Consider the following 18,369-nt stretch of genomic DNA (forward strand, 5'->3'; position numbering starts at 1 on the left):
CATCCAGAAGTTGAGCCAGAACCCGACTTCGGGAGGCGGCCGGGGACGACGGCGTTCGAATGGTCCGCGCGTTCCGGCAGCACCGGATGCGGGAGAATGCCTCGGAGAGCCTGGCACAGCAGACGGCGATGGAGCACCCCCGGGTTCACCCGGCGCTCTCTGAGCCGATGTGGGCGAGAAGCGAAGCGGTGCCGTCCTCTACGGCGATCCCGCGGGCGAGTTCGGCCGCGCGGCGGCGGTGGGCCGGCTCGGACAGGCAGGCCGTGATCGCGTCGCCGAGGGCTTCGGCGGTGAGGTCCTGGAACGGCACGGGCCGGGGGGCAACTCCCAGCTCGTACAGCCGGGACGCCCAGAACGGCTGGTCGGCCATGACGGGAACGGTCACGGCGGGCACTCCGGCCCGCAGTCCGGCTGCGGTGGTACCCGCCCCGGCGTGATGGACGACGGCGGCGGTGCGAGGGAACAGCCAGTCGTGCGGGACGTCGCCGATGGTCAGGACGTCGGCGCCGCAACCGCTCAAATCGGCCCACCCCGCCTGCACCACCGCACGCGCACCTGCCCGCTTCACCGCCGCAGCCACCAGCTCACTGAGCCGTTCCCCCTGCCCAGCCGCCATACTGCCGAACCCGATGAACACCGGGGGCGGACCGGCCTGGAGGAAGTCGACCAGTTCGGCCGCGGGTTGCCAGCCGTCCGGCCGCGCGGGCCACCAGTAGCCCGCCACTTCGACCCAGGCCGGCCAGTCCTCGGGGCGCGGCACCACCAGCGGGCTGAAGCCGTGGAAGACCGGCCGGATGTCCACCGGTGCCGAGGGCGCGCCGGCGGGCAGCCCGAGGCGGGCACGCAGCCGGGTCACGGCGCCCGCGAAGACCCCTTCCGCGCGCCTCAGCACATCCCGGCCCGCGGCGAGGTTTCCCTCCGGCCCCAGGGCGTCGGTGTTCCGTGCGTTGGGCAGCGGGAACTGTCCGGTGGCGAACGCCGGTACGAGGTAGGTGCCGATGACGGGGACACCGAGCGCTTCGCCGGCCGTCCGGCTGAGCGGTGCCGGGCCGAAGGCCGTGAGCAGCAGGTCGACTCCGCCCGCCACGGCCTCCACCACCCCATCGGCGAGCCCGTCCGCGTACGCCCTCGTCAGCGCCTGGGCCTCATCCCGCGACGTCGCCCGGGCCCAGTCCCGGATCAGCCCCTGCGGGTCTCCCGGCACAGGCCGGTGGTCGAGACCGCACCCGCCGACGAGTGCGGCAAAGGACGGGTGAGCGGCCACGGCGACCTGATGGCCCGCGTCCAGCAGCCGCCGCCCCAGGCCTGTGAAGGGCGCGACATCTCCCCGTGAACCGGCGGTGATGATCAGAATCCGCATGCAGCGATCCTCCTCGGCGGATGCCGCCCGGTCACCGTCGCCGGCCAAGGGGACCCTTAGCGCACCCATCTGCTGCAACCCCGGGCGTATGTGCTGTCGTTACTCATGAACATCGAACACCGCCAAGTCGGCGTGCTGCTCAAAGCCCCCGTGCATCCGCTGTCAGAACTCGGGCTCCGGCACACCTTCTGGAGTGGAGGTCTAGGGTCGGCCCGTGGACAGCACCCCCTGGTTCGTAGTTGAAGACCCTCAGGAGGACGGCGAGGAGCCCTGGGACTTCGATGCGGGCGAGCCGGCTTTCCTCGCGGCCCTGCAGACCCGAGCCGCTTCCTGGCACGTGTCGCCGGTATACAGCAGCGTCGGCCGCCCCGAAGACCTCACGGAGCTCGTCCGGGTATTCACGGGGTGCTGCCATGGTGCTGGTGGTTCTCCTTCGCCAGGACCGTAACCCTGGCATCAGGGACTCCACAAATCCCAGTACAGCTCAATTTGGTGACGACTATGTCGACCGGATTTTGAGGAGAAGACCAGGTCGTCCACCAGACTCGGTGACAACTGTCTCGATCAGTCACAACAGCGGCACGGTCGGGACACCGCCCAGCCTCGCGCGCGCCCCGGGAGGATCCATGCGGACGCCGGGGCGGGGAACTCGTCGTGAGCATCGGGGAGCCGCCCTTCGTATGGGAGGGCGGTCCGGCAGGTCCATTGGCTCGTGAGGAGGATGCCGTCGATGGCGTTCCGTGGTCCGAAGGTGTGGCTGTGGCGGTGGCGCCGCAATCCGCTCAAACGCCGCACCGACACGGTGGAGGCCTGGGTCCTGCTCGGCACCTGGGTGCTCACCGTTCTCGTCGGGGTGCTCGCCGGCTGGACGGCGTCCCGGGGAGTGGAGCGCGGACTGGCCCAGGAGCGCCTTCAGTGGCGGCCCACGGCAGCGCAGGTGACCGAGCGGGCGCCCGGCTCGCCCGCCGGGAGCGGCCAGGAGTCCGGCACCGCCCTGCGGGTGTGGGGAAAGGTGCGCTGGACCGCCCTGGACGGCACCGAGCACACCGGCCAGGCCCGGGTACGGCCCGGCAGCGAGGCCGGCACCCGCGTCACCGTGTGGACCGACCCCCGGGGCCGCCTGGTGACCCAACCGGCCACGTCCGCCCAGGCCCGCACCCGGGCCGGGATGATCGGCGGCCTGGTGGGCGCGAGCACCGCCGCCGTCCCCCTCGTCACGGGCCGCCTCCTGCGCACCCGCCTGGAGTGCCGCCGCATGGCCCAGTGGGATGCCGAGTGGGCCCGCTTCGGCCCGCTGTGGAGCCGCAACACCTGGTGACGTGGGCCGGGACCAGGGCCCGTCCGGCGGATCAAGTCGCGGGAAACCGGCGGCCGGCTGTCGGCCCGGGTGAGCGGGGGCGATGGGGTCCCCCTGCTCGAGCGAAGCCGAGAGCTCGGGGGAGTCGGCGACCGACGACAACGCCGTTGGGGTCCCCCCTGCTCGGAGAGCTTGGGGGAGTGCCGGCCCCCGCGTCTGCGGCATGATCCGCCGGACGGGCCCTAACCCGGCAGGGACCGATTCAGGATGGCGTCGAGGTCCGCGTCGGCCGGCAGTGTGCCGAAGGAGTGGCCCCAGTCGCCGCCGAGCCGGGTCGCGCAGAACGCGTCGGCGACGGCGGGCGGAGCGTGCCGGACCAGCAGGGACGCCTGGAGGGTCAGCGCCATCAGCTCCACCAGGCGGCGCGCGCCCACCGGGGACGCCTCGCCCAGACCGGACTTGAGACGGGTCACGGCCGCGTCCAGACGGGCATCGGCGCCGCGGGCCGGGGCGAGTTCGGCGAACAGCGCCTCGGCGGTGCCGGGCTCCCGGCCGAGCGCCCGCAGGACGTCCAGGGCGTTGACGTTCCCCGAGCCCTCCCAGATCGACAGCAGGGGCGCCTCACGGTAGTGCCGGGGCATGCCCGACTCCTCGACGTAGCCGTTGCCGCCCAGGCACTCCAGGGCCTCCGCGGTGAAGGCCGGGCCCCGCTTGGTGACCCAGAACTTGCCGACGGCGGTCGCGATCCGCCGGAACGCCACCTCGTCCCCCTGGTTGCCGTCCCCGCGCACCGCCCGGTCGGCCGCACCGGCCAGCCGCAGCGTGAGCGTCGTGGCGGCCTCCGACTCCAGCGCCAGGTCGGCCAGCACATTGCGCATCAGCGGCTGGTCGATCAGCGGCGCACCGAAGGCGGCGCGGTGCCGCACATGATGGCCGGCCTCCACGAGCGTCTTGCGCATCAGCGCCGCCGACATCATCACGCAGTCCAGACGCGTGCAGTTGACCATCTCGACGATGGTCTTGACGCCCCGCCCCTCGGGCCCGACCAGCCAGGCCACGGTGTTGTCGAACTCCGGCTCGGAGGAGGCGTTGGACCGGTTTCCCAGCTTGTCCTTGAGCCGCTGGATCCGGAAGGTGTTGCGGCTGCCGTCGGGCAGCACGCGCGGCACCAGGAAGCAGGACAGGCCGCCCGGGGCCTGCGCAAGGACCAGGAAGACGTCGCACATGGGCGCCGAGGTGAACCACTTGTGCCCGCGCAGGGTGTAGACGCCCGGCTCGGCGGTCGGCGTGGCGGTCGTCGTGTTCGTCCGCACATCCGAACCGCCCTGTTTCTCGGTCATCCCCATGCCCGCCAGCAGGCCCTGCTTCCGGGCCGGCGCCCGCAGCCCGGGCTCGTACACCCGGCTGGTCAGCAACGGCTCGTAGGCGGCGGCGAGTTCGGGCTGCGCGCGCAGGGCGGGGACGGCCGCGTACGTCATCGACGTCGGGCACCCGTGCCCGGCGTCGGTGTGTCCCCACACCAGCCCGCCCGCGGTACGGGCCACATGGGCGCCGGGCCGGTCGTCCGCCCAGGGCGCGCCGGCCAGCCCCTCGGCGACCGCGGTCCGCATCAGGTGGTGCCAGCCGGGGTGGAAGTCGACCTCGTCGATCCGGTTGCCGTACCGGTCGTGGGTGCGCAGCTCGGGCTCGTACCGGTTGGCCTGCTCGGCCCACTCCTGCGCCTGTTCGCTGCCCGCCAGCGTCCCGAGCCGCCGCAGGTCCGGCTCGGCCCACCCCGCGCCCTCCCGGCGCAGACCCTCCAGCAGCGCCGCGTCGTCGGACGCGTCGTACAGGGCCAGGGGAGGAGCCTGGTTGGTGACGGCGTGGGTGGAGGGCGACGGTGCGTGCGCGAGTGTCGAGGCCATGCGCTCAGTGTTGCACTGTCACTTCGATTGTAGCAATGATGCAACACGGTGGAAGTACAGTACGTGACCATGAACGCCTCCCAGGAGCCCGCCGGAGTCGACCTGCGCCCGCTGTCCGCGCGGTCGGTCGTCCTGAGTCTGCTGCTGGGCACACACCCGCCCGAACTGCCGGTGAAGGACCTCGTACGGGCCGTCGAACCCTTCGGGGTCGGCGGATCCACCCTGCGGGCGGCGCTGAGCCGGATGGTGGCCGCCGGCGACCTGCGGCGCTCGGACACCGTCTACGGCCTCAGCGACCGGCTGCTGGAGCGCCAGCGGCGCCAGGACGCGGCCGTGCACCCGGCCACGCGGCCCTGGGACGGGGAGTGGGAGATGGCCGTGGTGACGGCGACCGGCCGGGGGCCCGCCGAACGCGCCGATCTGCGCGCCCGGTTGACCGCCCTGAGGCTCGCCGAACTCCGCGAGGGCGTCTGGCTGCGCCCCGCCAACCTGCGCCGCCTCTGGCCCGACGACCTGGACCGGGTGACCCGGCGCTTCAGCGCCCGCCCCGAAAAGTCCGCCCCCGGCCTGGCCGCGAGCCTGTGGCCGGTCGACGGCTGGGCGGCCACCGCCCGGGCGCTGCTCGCCCATGTGGCGCGCGCGGACCGGCCGGCCGACCGCTTCACCGCCCTCGCGGCCGTCGTACGGCACCTGCTGGCCGACCCCGTCCTGCCCGCACCGCTGCTCCCCGCCGACTGGCCCGGCCCGGCGCTGCGCGCCGCGTACGCCGACTACCAGCGGGAGTTGACCGAAGAGATGCTCGGCCGCGCGAGGCGATGAGCCGCGCGAGGCGATGAGCGGACGGCGGCAGCGCGCGACGCCCAGGGGACGCCGCGCGCTGCCGCCGTCATCGCGAGGGGCTCACTTGTACGTGATGTCGGACGCCGCGTACTTGCAGTACGTGCCGTCGGCGTCCGTGCCGCCCTTGGTCGGCTCGGCGCCCGTGTTGTTGCCGATGTACTTCTGGCAGGGGATGATCTTCTTGCCGGAGTCCCCGATGATGGTGATCTTCTTCAGGGTCGCGCTGTCGCCGTAGTTGGTGTTGATGCCGGCGAGCCGGCCGCCCTTGTAGGTCGCCTCGATGGTGTTGAGGTTGATCGTCCGCTTGTACTGCGTCTTGCAGTTGCCGCACGAGCGGACGAAGGTGCCGAAGTTCTGCACCGCGAAGTTCGAGACGTTCAGCGTGCCGGCGCCGTTGAACTGGAAGACCTTGTCACTGGCCTCCTTCGCGCCGCCGCCGGAGACGGTGTAGACGTTGGAGGACGAGGAGCCGAGGAACGTGGCCGCGTCCTCGCCGACGTCCTCCCACCAGACGTTCTGCAGGGTGCAGCTGCCCAGGCAGTGGACGCCGTCGGCGGCGGGGGCGCCGATGATGACGTTCTTCAGGACGGTGCCGGCGGCCAGTTCCAGGATCGGCTTCTGGTTCTCGTCCTGACCGCCGGTGCCCAGGGCTCCGCTGCCGTACAGGCGCTTCATCCCGTAGTCCTTGGTGCCGGACACCGAGATGGTGGAGGTGACGGCCTGGCTGCCGTTGGCGGTGGGCCAGGTGGCGGCGCTCGCCGGAGACAGTGCCCCGTCTGTCATGACCATGGCAATCGAGAGACCGAGTGCGGCCAGGCCTCCGGTCAGTGCGCGCTGTCGCACGCGCGGTCGTGCTGCAGAAGTCATGTCCCGGTTCCTTCTGTGCGGTTGGCTGGTGAGTGAGCGGCTGTCAGAGCTTTCCGGCACCCGCGCCGGCGGTCACCGAGGCGACCACGCTCGATGCGGGCTCGGCGGTGTAGCCGTACGGCGGGCTGGTGAAGCCGCCCGTCTGCGAGACCTCGGTGGCGGCCCCGCCGAGGTCGTTGCCGCGCAGGTCGGCGTAGCCGTCCGTCTTGCTGTCCCGGTTGGTGGTGACGGCGACCTGGGTGCTGCGGAAGACGTTGTTCTCGACGAGCATCTGGGCGCCCATCCGCGAGTGCACGGCGGTCCCGGCGCCCACGACGTAGTTGTCGTAGAAGTGCCCGGTGCCGAAACGCAGGCTTGGGATGCGGGAGTTGACGTTGTTGAACCAGTTGTGGTGGTACGTCACCCGCAGATGCCCGGTGTCCTCGCTCGCGTTGCTGTCGCTGTGTCCGACCAGTGAGCCCTTGTAGTGGTCCTTGAAGGTGTTCCAGGACACCGTGACGTAGTCGGAGGCGTGCGAGACGTCGAGCAGGCCGTCGTAGTAGTCCTTGCCGTGGTCGCGGTCGGAGGACAGGGAGTTGTGGTCGATCCACACCTTCGTCGAGGACTGGACGGTGATGGCGTCCGTCTTGACGGCCTTGCTGATGTCGAGGTTGCGGATGACGACGTTGCCGACCTTCTTCAGCCGCAGCCCGCCGCCGGTGAACCCGGAGGACGAACCGACGCCCAGCACCGTGGTGTTGGAGCCGATGTCGACCTGACCGCTCAGTGGGATCGTGCCGTTGACCTTGACCACCTTGGCCGTGTCGCCGGCCACGGCCGACTTGAAGGCGTCGAGCGTGGAGACGGTCACCGCCGGGGCGCTGCCGCCACCGGTCGTGCCGGCGCCGAACCCGACCGGCGAGCTCTCGGCGGCCCCGGCCTGCTGGGGCAGGGCGAGCGCCGCGACCGTGGCGGCAGCGGCGACGGCCGCCGCCGGCGCCGACCGTCGCGCGTGTGTGCGTGGGGGGCGAGTACGCATGCGGGTGTGTCCCTTCGGGAGGACGAGGGGGGTCGTATACGTGAATGACGTACGCCTTGCGGAACGTCGCGCGCGGGCGACGTGACACAGAGGGCCCGGAGGGGCGCCTTTGGGTCACGCTGCTGAACGGACCGTAGGGTGAAAGCGCTTTCTGGTCAACGTCTCGCGCAATCCGCGTCCGATTGGCGCAGGGTGGTGGCGAAGGGTGCCCGGCCATTGTTGTGGGAGCGGTTCCATGAGGGGTGTGTACATGCCACCATGCCAGGCGCCCGCACCCTTGCAGACGCACCGGAGAACGCCATGACACCGCCTGTGGGTCCACCAGCCACCCCGCCCGGAAGAACCCGGCTCGTCGACCTGGTCACCGCCTGCGTCCTGGCGCCGGCCCTCCTCGTCACCGCCTCCGCCGTCACCACGCTCGCACAACGGCCGGACCGCGCGCCCACCGCCGGCCGGCCGCCGGCCGCGCCCCAGTGGCACTGGGTGAGCACCTGGACGGCGATGCCCCAGCTCACCGAACCCGGCAACCTCCCGCCGGCGCCCTTCACCGGCGACGGTGCCGTTCTGGTCGACACCACGCTCCGCCAGACCCTGCGCGTCTCCACCGGCGGCCACCGCGTCCGGCTGCGCTTCTCCAACGCCTTCGGCGACACCCCGCTGCCCCTCACCGCCGTGACGGTGGCGCTCCCGCTCCACGGCGAGGCCGGTGCCGGCGCCGTGGAGCCCGGTACGACCCGGCGGGTGACGTTCTCCGGACGGGCGTCGACGACCGTGCCCGCCGGGGCCCAGGCCGTTTCCGACCCGCTGGACCTCGAGCTGCGCCCCGCGTCCGACCTCACCGTGACGGCGTACCTGGCCGACGGCCAGCGCTCCCTCGCCCTCACCTCGCACCCGGGTTCGCGCACGACGTCGTACCTCGTCCACGGCGACCACACCCGGGACACCGACCTGCCCGGGGCGACGCCGGTCGACCACTGGTACCTGATCAGCGACGTCGAGGTGCGGGCCGACGCCCCGACCGAGGCCGTCGCCGTCGTGGGCGACTCGCTCACCGATGGGCGGGGCTCCACCACCAACGCCGACGACCGCTGGCCCGACCAGCTCCACGACCGGCTGCGCTCCCGCCGCGCCACGGCGCACGTCGCCGTCCTGAACCAGGCCGCCGGCGGCAACCGCGTCCTCCAGGACGGCCTCGGCCCCAACGTCCTCGCCCGCCTCGACCGCGACGTCCTCGCCCGCAGCGGGGTCGCCTGGCTGATCGTCTTCGAAGGCGTCAACGACATCGGCACCGCCGACGCCACCCCGGCCGCCCAGCGCCGGGTCACCGACGACCTGATCGCCGCCTACCGGCAGATCGTCGTCCGCGCCCACGCCCAGGGCATCCGCGTCTACGGCGCCACCCTGCTGCCCTTCGGCGGCAACACCCTCTACGACGACCCGGCGGGCGAGCGGAAGAAGTCCCGGCAGGCGGTCAACACCTGGATCCGCGCGCACGGGAACTTCGACGCGGTGATCGACTTCGACCGCGCCGTCCGCGACCCCGCGAAGCCGGGCCGGCTGCGGCCGGCGCTCCACGACGGGGACTGGCTGCACCTCAATCCGGAGGGCTACCGGATCCTCGCCGACGCCGTCCCGGAGGGGCTGTTCCGCCGGTCCTGACCCGGGCCCGGGGTTCCCTCCGACGCCACGCGGCGACGGAGGAAGTCCGGTGGCGGGGACGCGGTCGGTGACGTTCCCTGAGAGAGACGGGATGGCCAGCACGGTTGCGGGCACCCGAGGGGCACGCAGGACGATCTCACCCCGCGAGGAGAGTCATGGCTGAGCAGAAGTCGTCGTCGGCCCTTGCGGCGCCGCTCCACGGCGCGGCCGCGGTGCTGCGAAGGGTGCCGGGCGCCGGGGTGGTGAGCAGGGCCGCGCAGGAAACGCTGGACAAGGTCGGCGCCGTGTCGCCGCGAGGGCGGCGGATCGCGGTGTACACGGGGGCCGGAGTGCTCGGTGTCGCCGGTGTGGTGGAGTGGCCCGTCGCGCTCACCGGCGCGGCGGTGGCCTGGCTCACCCAGCCACGCCCCGAACACCCCGCCGGCGACGGGCAGAAGACCCTGGAGCAGACACCGGGCACGGGAACGACGCCCGAGGACACCGCGCCCGGCACGGGCATCACGGCCCGGGACGCCGCACCGGACACCGCAGCCGCGGCGAACGCCGCACCGGAGGGCGGCACGACCGCCCGGACCGCCGCCGCGGACACGGCACCCACCGCTCAGGACGCCGCACCGGATACCGCCGCCGCGCCCCAGCAGCCCGCGGAGGACATCGGCACGGCGGCGCTGAGGTCCGGAGGAGGGACCGGTTCCGAGGGGCGGGCCGCCCCGCCGGACACCGGGACCCGGGGCAAGGAGCCCAAGGGGCACGCGTCCACCGGACCCCTCGGCCCGACGGCGCGGCCCGGCCGCACCACCCTCTGAGGGCGCGCCATGGTGCTCGGTTTGCTGCCGGTGCCGTCGGCCGCCGCCCGCCTGCTCGCACGGACGGCGGCCCCGGCGGTGGGCGTGGCCGCCGGCGCGGTGGCCGGAACCGCGCGAGCCGGTGTCCGCGGCGCGGACACCGCCGTGCGGGTCACGCGCGTCGCCTGGAACGCGCTGCCCGGTGGGGGCGCCCACTGGCGGTCCGGCACGCGGGCGCACCTCGCGCTGCGGCCCGCGGACCCGGACCGGGTGCGGCGCGCGGGCGGGACGGAACACCTGGCCCGGCGCATGGCCGTGGCGCTGGCCGAACGGCCCGACGTGCTCTTCGCCTACTGGGACCAGGGACTCGCGCGCCTGGTCGTCACCGTGACGGAGGACGAGGCCGCCGACCGGGTCGTGAACCACGCCTCCGCCCTCGCAGCCCGGCAGGGGCTGGTCCTGGCGGGCGGCGACCCGGAGGAGATCACGCACCCCGCCGACCCGGCCGGGGTGCGGGCCGCCGCGGGCACGCTCGCCGCCGACGGGGTGGGCATCGCCGCGGGACTCGCCGCCTACTTCCTGCGTCTGCCCCCCTCTCCCCGCATGGCGACCGCCGCGGTGACGCTGCTGCGGGAGAATCCGCACTTCCGTGCCTGGCTGCGCGCCCGGCTGGGCAGGTCCCGTATGGAACTCCTGCTGGCCTGGGCGAACGCGGCCGTGCACGGCGCTGGCCAGACCCCCACCTCGCTGGTGCTGGACGGGGCACTGCGCGCCTGCCAGCTGGCCGACACGGTGGCCCGCTCGGCCGCCTTCGACGCGGTCCACGACCAGCTGTGCGCACCCCACCGCGCCAGCGTGGCCCCGGACCTCTCCTCGCGCCCGCCGCTGCGCATCACGCCGGCCCAGGAGTACGCCAACCACGCCTCCGCCGGCAGCCTGCTGGGCGCGGCGGTCACCCTGCTGGTCAAGCGGCAGGCGGGCGAGGCGGCCGAGGCGGTGCTCGCGGGTTCGCCCAAGGCAGCGCGCTACGGACCCGCCGTCTTCCACGCCGTACTCAGCACCACGCTCGCCCGGACCGGCGTGCTGGTCCGCGATCCGGAGCGGCTGCGGCAGCTGGAGATGGCCGGCACCGTCGTCCTGCACCCGAGCGCGCTGCGCACCGACGACGGCGAGGCGGACCCGTGGACCGAGCCGGTCCTGGACGCGGCCCGCCGGGCCGGCCTCAGGGTCGTCGTGGTGGACGACCCTGCCCTGGAGGACTTCACCCCCCTCGCCGACCAGGTCGTGGACGCCCGGCGCCCCCTGGACGACGTGGTGTACGGGCTGCGCGGTGAGAAGGGCGCGATCATCACCGTCGCCCGGATGCGGTCCGTCGACGACCACGACGTCCTGGCCGGGCTGCGCGGCAGCGACATCGCCGTCGCCCTGACGGACGACGGCGCCGCCGTCACCTGGGGCGCGGACATCATGGCCGTGCACGGACTGCCCGACGTGTGGCGCGTGCTGACCGCCGTCCCGGCCGCCCGAAAGATCGGCCACCGGGCCCAGACCCTGGCCCGGTCCGGCGCCGCGCTGTCCGGGCTGCTCGTGGCCGTCGGCGAGTCCAAGGGCGGACACGGGCGCCGCACCGTGTTGCCGGGACTGCGGCACGCACCGGTCGACGCCGCCGCGGCGACCGCCCTGCTGTCCGGGGCGCGCGCCGCCCTCGGCGTGGCGGCGGCCCGCGCCCCGCACCCGCGCCCGCGCGTGCACTGGCACGAGCTCGACCTGGACGAGGCCCAGGAACGGCTGGAGCACCAACCAGTCGCCGTACCGACCCCGTTCGAGCAGGTCACCGGCCGGGTCCGCAAGGTCGTCGGCCGCCTCACCCGGCACCCCGTCCTCGCCCCGGCCCGCTGGACCTACGACCTCGGTCAGGCCGTGCGCGGCGAACTGCGCGACCCCCTCACCCCGGTCCTGGCCGTCGGCTCGGCGGCCTCCGCGATCCTCGGCTCCGTGGTGGACGCCCTGCTCGTCGTCGGCGCCCTCGACCTGAACGCCCTCGTCGGCGGCGTCCAGCGGCTGCGCGCCGAGCGTGCGCTGTCCGGGCTGGTCGCCGGGCAGAAGCAGAAGGCGCGCGTCGCGCCGCCGAAGGGCGAAGCCCCGGTCGGCGGCACCCGTACGGTCGACGCCGGAAAGCTGCGGCCCGGCGACGTGATCGAGCTGAAGGGCGACGACGTGGTACCCGCCGACGCCCGGCTGCTGTGGGAGGACGGCCTGGAGGTCGACGAGTCCGCGCTGACCGGGGAGTCGCTGCCAGTGCAGAAGCAGACCGCCCCGACCCCGCACGCGGCGGTCGCCGACCGGCTCTGCATGGTCTTCGAGGGCACGACCGTGGTGGCCGGACAGGCCCGGGCCGTCGTGGTCGACACCGGGGACGACACCGAGGCCGCCCGCGCCGTGCACCTGGCCGCCCGCACGCCTCCGGCCGCGGGCGTGCAGGCCAGGCTGCAGGAACTCACCCGCAAGGCCCTGCCGCTCACGCTGGCGGGCGGAGCCGCGGTGACCGGCCTGGCGCTGCTGCGCGGCACCCCGATCCGCGAGGCGGTCAGCGGTGGCGTGGCCGTCGGCGTGGCCGCCGTCCCCGAGGGCCTGCCACTGGTGGCCACGGTGGCGCAGTTGGCGGCGGCCCGGCGGCTCAGCCGCGGCGGCGTCCTCGTACGGACCCCGCGCACGCTGGAGGCGCTGGGCCGGATGGACACCGTCTGCTTCGACAAGACCGGCACCCTCACCGAGAACAAGCTGCGCGTGGTGCGGGCGTCCGACGCCGCCGGAAACGTCCACGCGGTCGGCGAAGCGGCGTCCGCCGACACGCTGCGGGTCGCCGCGCGGGCCTGCCCACGGCTCAACGGCGGCTCCGACCGGCCGGTGCACGCCACCGACGAGGCCGTCCTCGACGCGGCCGGCCCCGACCCGGACTGGGTGCAGCTCGAGGAACTCGGCTTCGAGGCCGCCCGCGGATACGCCGCCGGCGTCGGACGTGCCGCGGACGGCCCCCGCATGCTCGTGGTCAAGGGCGCCCCCGAGACCGTCCTGCCCGCCTGCGCCGGCCTCCCGGCCCACGCCATCGACACCTCGCGCGCGCTGGCCGGCCACGGACTGCGGGTGCTGGCGGTGGCGCAGCGACGGCTCGACGAGCACGAGGACATCGAGAAGGCACTCGAACAAGATCTGGGGGGACTGGAGTTCATCGGCCTGCTGGCGCTGTCGGACGTGCCCCGCGAGACGTCCATGGCCCTGGTGCGCGGTCTGTACGAAGAGGGAGTACGACCGGTCATGCTCACCGGCGACCACCCGCAGACCGCCCGGGCGATCGCCACCGAACTGGGCTGGCCCGAGGACACCACCGTGGTCACCGGGGACGAACTCGCCGCCGCGGACCGCTCGGCCCGGGCCCGCATGCTGCGGGACGCCGGCGTCGTGGCACGGGTCGCGCCCGAGCAGAAGCTGCAGGTCGTCGAGGCGCTGCGGGACGCGGGCCGGGTGGTCGGCATGGTCGGCGACGGCGCCAACGACGCCGCGGCGATCCGTGCCGCCGACATCGGCGTGGGCATCAACGCCCGCGGCTCGGCGGCCGCGCGCAACGCCGCCGACATCGTCCTCACCGACGACGATCTGACCGTCCTGATCGACGCGGTCGGCGAGGGCCGCGCCCTGTGGCACAGCGTCGCCGACGCCATCGCCATCCTGATCGGCGGCAACGCCGGCGAGGTCGGCTTCGGCCTCCTCGGCACGCTGCTGTCGGGCACGGCACCGCTGTCCACCCGCCAGATGCTCCTGGTGAACCTGTTCACGGACCTGTTCCCGGCGATGGCGGTGGCGGTGACCCCGGAGGAGGACGGCGTGCGGGCGCAGTCGGCGGCGCCGGAGGACGCGGCCGGCGGGGTCCTGGGCGATGCGCTGATCCGGCAGATCCGCCACCGTGCCCTGACCACGTGTCTGGGCGCGCTCACGGCCTGGCTGATCGGCCGCTTCACACCCGGTACCAACCGCCGCTCCAGCACGATGGCCCTGTGCGCCGTGGTCGGCACCCAGCTCGCCCAGACCCTGCTCGACCGCCGCGACAGCACGCTGGTCCGGGTGACGTCCCTGGGCTCCGCGGTCGCCCTCGTCGCGCTGATCCAGACCCCCGGCGTCAGCCGGGCTTTGGGCTGCACCCCGCTCGGCCCACTCGCCTGGACCGGCGTCGCCGCGGCGATCGCCCTGGCCCTGGCGGGCCAGCGGGCCCTGCCCCGCCTGGAGGAGACGGTCGTCCGCCTGCTCCCGAAGAACAAGCCCCTGGAACCGGCTCAGCCCTGACGGCCGACGGCTGCCAACCGGCGACCACCCGCCACCGAGGGCTCGTTTTCGCCAGGTCCGGCGTCGGACGTCCGCAGTGCCCCGGCGCCGGAGCCCCCTCGACAGGCACGCCCGGAGAGCTCGGGGAGAGCGTGCCGGGCGCCGTCGGGCCGACGGGGGTTCGGCGACCGGTCCTACGAGGCCCCGCTGCGTGCCGCCGTGCGCAGGGACCCCCAGTCCGGGAGCTTGACCGCGCCGCGGCCGAGCGAGGCGCCGAGGGCCGCCTCGGCTCGTTCGATGGCCTGCCAGCCCGCCCATTCCACGGGCTCGACGCCCTCGGCGCGCAGGGCGGGGACGGAGTCGTCGGGGACCTGCCTGCGTACGAGCGCGGGCGCGTCCGCCAGCAGTGACGTGACCGTCTCCTTCGCGCAGGGCCGGTTGGTGCCGATGACGCCCGTGGGGCCCCGTTTGATCCAGCCGGCCACGTACTCGCCCGGCGCGACGGCCCCGTCGCGCAGGACGCGCCCGCCCTGGTGCGGCACCGTGCCGGTGCCGGCATCGAACGGCAGCCCGTCCAGGGGCGCTCCGCGGTAGCCCACGGAACGCAGCACCAGCTCGGCCGCGATGTCCTCGTACCGCCCCGTCCCGGTCACGCCGCCGTGCCCGTCCGGCACCGTACGTTCCAGCCGCACCGCTCCCACCCTGCCGTCCGCGGCGAGCAGTTCGGCGGGCCGCAGGAAGAAGCGCAGCCGGATCCGGCGGGCGCCGCCCTTCGCGGGCGCCGCCGCCCAGCCGCGCAGGACCTCGATGTTGCGGCGCTGGGCGGCGGGCAGCGCCGAGGGGTCCGTGTACGCCGGATCCAGCGCCAGCTCCTCCGGGTCGACGACGACGTCGGTGTCCGGCAGGGTGCCCAGCTCGCGCAGCTCCTTGGTCGTGAAACGGGCCTGCGAGGGGCCGCGCCGGCCCACCATGTGGACCTCGGTCACCCGGCTCGCCGCGAGCGCGGCCAGCGCGCCCTCGGGCATGTCGGTGCGGCTCAGCTCGGCCGCGCCGCGGGCCAGCATGCGGGTGACGTCCACGGCGACGTTGCCCACGCCGATGACGACGGCCGACCGCGCGCCGTGGACGAAACCGTCGTCCACGGCGTCGGGGTGGGCGCTGTACCAGGAGACGAACTCGGTCGCCGACCAGCTGCCCGGAAGGTCCTCGCCCGGGATCTGGAGGTGGCGATCGGTGGCGGCGCCCACGCAGTACACCACCGCGTGGTACAGCTCCCGCAGCCGCCCGGCGTGCAGCCCGCCGGAGCCGCCGACCTGCACGCCGCCCAGGAACCGGACCCGCTCGTGCTCCAGGACCGTACGCAGGTTGTTCTGCAAGGACTTGATCTTCTCGTGGTCCGGTGCCACGCCGTAGCGCACCAGCCCGTACGGGCACGGCAGCCGGTCGAGCACGTCGACGCACACCGAGGAGTCCTGCTGGACGAGGCCCTGAGCGGTGTAGCACCCGCTCGGCCCCGAGCCGACGACGGCGACACGCAGCACGGCGGAACTCCTTACCCCGGCGGATCGGAGGAGATCGCTGATGGCTCCAGCATCGCACCAAGCGGCCCGCCGGGGGAGACCGGCGGCACGGAACCGCCCGCGTGTCGCGCCGACGAGTCGTACGTCGGCCGCCGGACCACGGCTTCGGGGCTGCCGGACTACCGCTCCGGCGGGTGCGCCGGGTGCCGGTCGGTGGCGAAGAAGCGGGACAGGTCGGTGTCGCGGGATCCGCCGGGCGGCTGGGCCTCGGGCGGCAGGCCCATGTCCCGGTCGAGCCGGTAGCGCTTGAACAGCTCCGCCCGCAGCACCGGCACCGGCATCGGCGCCCCGGGCACCAGCGCCGCGTAGACGGCTCCCATCAGCAGGGCCCGCAGCATCGGGTAGTCGGCGTCGACGTCCGTCGAACCGCGCCGGGCGACGGTGTCCCGCAGGAGCTGGGAGAGCCGCTGCTGCTCCGGGCACTGCACGAAGCCCTCCGCCTGCAGGATCCCCGCCATGTGCTGCCGCATCAGCACCGGCCGGTCACGGGCCAGCCCCAGGATCGCGTCGATGGCCCGCGCCAGCCGCTCCCGGCCGTCCTCGGTGCGCGGCTCGCGTTCCAGCGCCTCCTCCAGCGTGCGGTGCATCAGCCGGTGCACGGCGGACTGCACCAGCTGGCGCTTGCCGGGGAAGTAGTAGGAGACCAGGCCGCGGGCCGCCCCCGCGCGGTCGGCGATGGCGCCGAGCGTCGTCGCGTCGTACCCGTGCTCGCCGACCAGCTCGACCGCCGCCTGCAGAAGCCGCTCCCGGGAACGCCGCCGCAACTCTTCATTGACCGAGGCGCTGCGCGGGGACATGCGAAACTCCTGTGTTGACTGGCTGCCGGCCAACTATACTCAGCGCGAGCCCACCGACTCCGGCAAGGGGACCGGTCGGGCTGCCGTCCGTCTCGGGCGACGCGGGGGATCGTCCGAGACGGACTCGTGTGTGCCCGGCGTTCGGCTCGGGCCGCTCGGCCGGCCAGGCCGAGCACCGGCAGAAGCGCGTCCGGCCGGTCCGTGACCGGCAGGTGGTCCACGAAGTGCACCCCGCAGCCCAGAGCCGCCGCACCGCCGTCCGCGCGGCGGTCGTCGCCGACCATCAGCACGTCCTTCGGGTCGGCGCCGAGCTCCGCGCAGGCGGCCGCGAACAGGCGCGGGTCCGGCTTCTGGATGCCGTGCTCGTACGACAGCACATAGGCGTCGACGTACGGGGCGAGGCCGTGGGCGCGGAACACCGGACGCAGGTCCCAGCCGATGTTGCTCACCACGCCCACGCCGATCCCGCGCTCGCGCAGCATGCGCAGCACCTCGGCCGCGTCCGGGTAGGGGGCCCAGGCCGCCGGGGTCTGCTCGTCGGGGAGCGTGTATGGCGTGTATGAGGCCGGTTTAGCTCGATCGTGTGATGGCCAGCTGCCTGCCTTGCGGTGTGCTGGGCCGGTCGGGGTAGCGCTGCCGTGCGATCTGGGACGCCGGGTGCGGTGCCGGCGTGCGGGGCCCCTGATCCACCAGAGAGATGGTTCAGGGCCTCCCCGTCGCCTCTGGCCGCTCCCACAGGCCAGGTCGCAAGGGACTCCGCCCGCCCGGCCCGGACCACGGACACGATCCGTGTCGCCGCCCGGGATGCGGCAGCATCCATCAGCGACCTCCGGTCGCGGAGGACGACCAGTGCGCCCAACTACCGTTCGGGGCGTGCGGCTGACCGGGCTCACTCCCGCTCAGTCCATAGGAACGGTCCCGGAGAAGTCGAAGAACACGACAGCCATGAAGTGATCATCGCTTACCCCGGTCGCCCCGGCCACCTGTTGTGGACGATCACCGCCACCGGCCGGGGCCACAGGTCAGCCCAGCGCCCTCAACCCCGGTACGAACGCCACCAGCACCGGCACCACCGGGACCAGCGACGCGAGCGCCGTCAGCCGCAGTCTGCGGGCCGCCGTCAGCCGGGCCGGGGGAGTGAGGAGGCGGTGCACCCGCTCGGGGACCTGGGCCCCGGAGGCGGGGCAGGGGCCGAACACGCCGCGGTGCTCGTTGAGTTCGACCGGGGCGAGGGCGGTCGTCAGACGGCCGAAGCGGCGCGAGGCCATGTCGTCGTCGGCGAGCTCGACCAGCCGGTGCATCTCGTCGCGGAACGCGGCGAACACCGGCACCTGCGGAAAGCCGCCCGCCAGCGCGGAGGAGCAGTGCAGCAGCCAGTCGTGCCGGGCCCGCGCGTGGCCCTGCTCGTGCGCGAGGACGGCGTCCAGCTGCCGTCCCTTGAGCCGTCGCAACGCGGCCGTGGTGATGACCAGCCGGGGCGAAGGACCGGGCAGCCACCAGGCGTCCGGCCGCTCGCCCTCCAGCACGACGAGCCGGTCGTTGCCGGGCTCCTCGCCGGGCAGCAGCGGGACACGGACGAGGAGTTCGGCCCGCCGGCGGCGGCGCCGCGCCCGGGCCCGTACGACCTCGCGGACCAGCATCGCCGCGCTCCAGACCCCGCCGCACGCGAGTGCCACCGCGGCCGCCGGCGCCCAGGCCCTGGCCGCGCCGAACGCGTACGCCTCCACCACCGAACGCGGAGCCGGGGCGAAGGGCCGGGCAGCCACCAGGCGTCCGGCCGCTCGCCCTCCAGCACGACGAGCCGGTCGTTGCCGGGCTCCTCGCCGGGCAGCAGCGGGACACGGACGAGGAGTTCGGCCCGCCGGCGGCGGCGCCGCGCCCGGGCCCGTACGACCTCGCGGACCAGCATCGCCGCGCTCCACACCCCGCCGCACGCGAGTGCCAC

11 protein-coding genes and 2 pseudogenes are annotated in these 18,369 nt (G+C 74.1%); 5 read left to right on the plus strand and 8 right to left on the minus strand.

The annotated features are described in order from the left end of the window. Positions 1–145 precede the first annotated feature (145 nt). Positions 146–1,360, minus strand: coding sequence for a glycosyltransferase (locus tag ACX25U_RS32945; RefSeq protein ID WP_454385448.1), 1,215 nt, complete (start codon positions 1,358–1,360; stop codon positions 146–148). 730 nt (positions 1,361–2,090) lie between these two features. Between ACX25U_RS32945 and ACX25U_RS32950 the strand changes: the two genes are divergently transcribed. Continuing rightward, positions 2,091–2,678, plus strand: a complete 588-nt coding sequence (locus ACX25U_RS32950) for an Rv1733c family protein (protein WP_454385449.1) — start codon at positions 2,091–2,093, stop codon at positions 2,676–2,678. A gap of 221 nt (positions 2,679–2,899) precedes the next feature. Here ACX25U_RS32950 and ACX25U_RS32955 read toward each other — a convergent pair whose 3' ends face one another. After that, on the minus strand, positions 2,900–4,561 hold the full coding sequence (locus ACX25U_RS32955) for an acyl-CoA dehydrogenase family protein (RefSeq protein ID WP_454385451.1): 1,662 nt from the start codon (positions 4,559–4,561) through the stop codon (positions 2,900–2,902). A gap of 69 nt (positions 4,562–4,630) precedes the next feature. Here ACX25U_RS32955 and ACX25U_RS32960 point away from each other — a divergent pair, with 69 nt between their 5' ends. Beyond that, positions 4,631–5,380: a PaaX family transcriptional regulator C-terminal domain-containing protein gene (locus tag ACX25U_RS32960; RefSeq protein ID WP_454385452.1), complete on the plus strand. Its 750-nt coding sequence runs from the start codon at positions 4,631–4,633 to the stop codon at positions 5,378–5,380. Positions 5,381–5,461: 81 nt separating this feature from the next. On the opposite strand, the gene ACX25U_RS32965 is transcribed toward ACX25U_RS32960, so the two are convergent. Then, positions 5,462–6,268, minus strand: coding sequence for a pectate lyase (locus ACX25U_RS32965; protein ID WP_454385454.1), 807 nt, complete (start codon positions 6,266–6,268; stop codon positions 5,462–5,464). Positions 6,269–6,311: 43 nt separating this feature from the next. Continuing rightward, positions 6,312–7,286 carry a pectate lyase family protein gene (locus tag ACX25U_RS32970; RefSeq protein WP_454385456.1) on the minus strand — a complete coding sequence of 325 codons (975 nt, stop codon included), beginning with the start codon at positions 7,284–7,286 and terminating at the stop codon, positions 6,312–6,314. 312 nt (positions 7,287–7,598) lie between these two features. Between ACX25U_RS32970 and ACX25U_RS32975 the strand changes: the two genes are divergently transcribed. From ACX25U_RS32975 to ACX25U_RS32985, 3 genes are all read left to right on the plus strand, one after another. Continuing rightward, positions 7,599–8,945, plus strand: coding sequence for an SGNH/GDSL hydrolase family protein (locus ACX25U_RS32975; RefSeq protein WP_458633787.1), 1,347 nt, complete (start codon positions 7,599–7,601; stop codon positions 8,943–8,945). A gap of 155 nt (positions 8,946–9,100) precedes the next feature. After that, positions 9,101–9,751: a hypothetical protein gene (locus tag ACX25U_RS32980; protein WP_454385459.1), complete on the plus strand. Its 651-nt coding sequence runs from the start codon at positions 9,101–9,103 to the stop codon at positions 9,749–9,751. A gap of 9 nt (positions 9,752–9,760) precedes the next feature. After that, positions 9,761–14,068, plus strand: a complete 4,308-nt coding sequence (locus ACX25U_RS32985; RefSeq protein ID WP_454385460.1) for a cation-translocating P-type ATPase — start codon at positions 9,761–9,763, stop codon at positions 14,066–14,068. A 173-nt stretch (positions 14,069–14,241) separates the two neighbouring features. On the opposite strand, the gene ACX25U_RS32990 is transcribed toward ACX25U_RS32985, so the two are convergent. The 4 genes and pseudogenes from ACX25U_RS32990 to ACX25U_RS33005 form a co-directional block, all read right to left on the minus strand. After that, a complete protein-coding gene (locus ACX25U_RS32990) occupies positions 14,242–15,588 on the minus strand; it encodes an FAD-dependent oxidoreductase (protein WP_454385462.1) in 1,347 nt (448 codons plus the stop codon). A 158-nt stretch (positions 15,589–15,746) separates the two neighbouring features. Next, a complete protein-coding gene (locus ACX25U_RS32995; protein WP_454385463.1) occupies positions 15,747–16,424 on the minus strand; it encodes a TetR/AcrR family transcriptional regulator in 678 nt (225 codons plus the stop codon). 155 nt (positions 16,425–16,579) lie between these two features. Continuing rightward, a pseudogene (locus ACX25U_RS33000) lies at positions 16,580–17,167 on the minus strand (HAD family hydrolase); the annotation flags it as partial. Positions 17,168–17,446: 279 nt separating this feature from the next. Next, positions 17,447–18,175 (minus strand): annotated as a pseudogene (locus tag ACX25U_RS33005) (M56 family metallopeptidase); the annotation flags it as partial. Positions 18,176–18,369 lie beyond the last annotated feature (194 nt).

The organism is Streptomyces sp. JNUCC 63 (assembly GCF_054366325.1).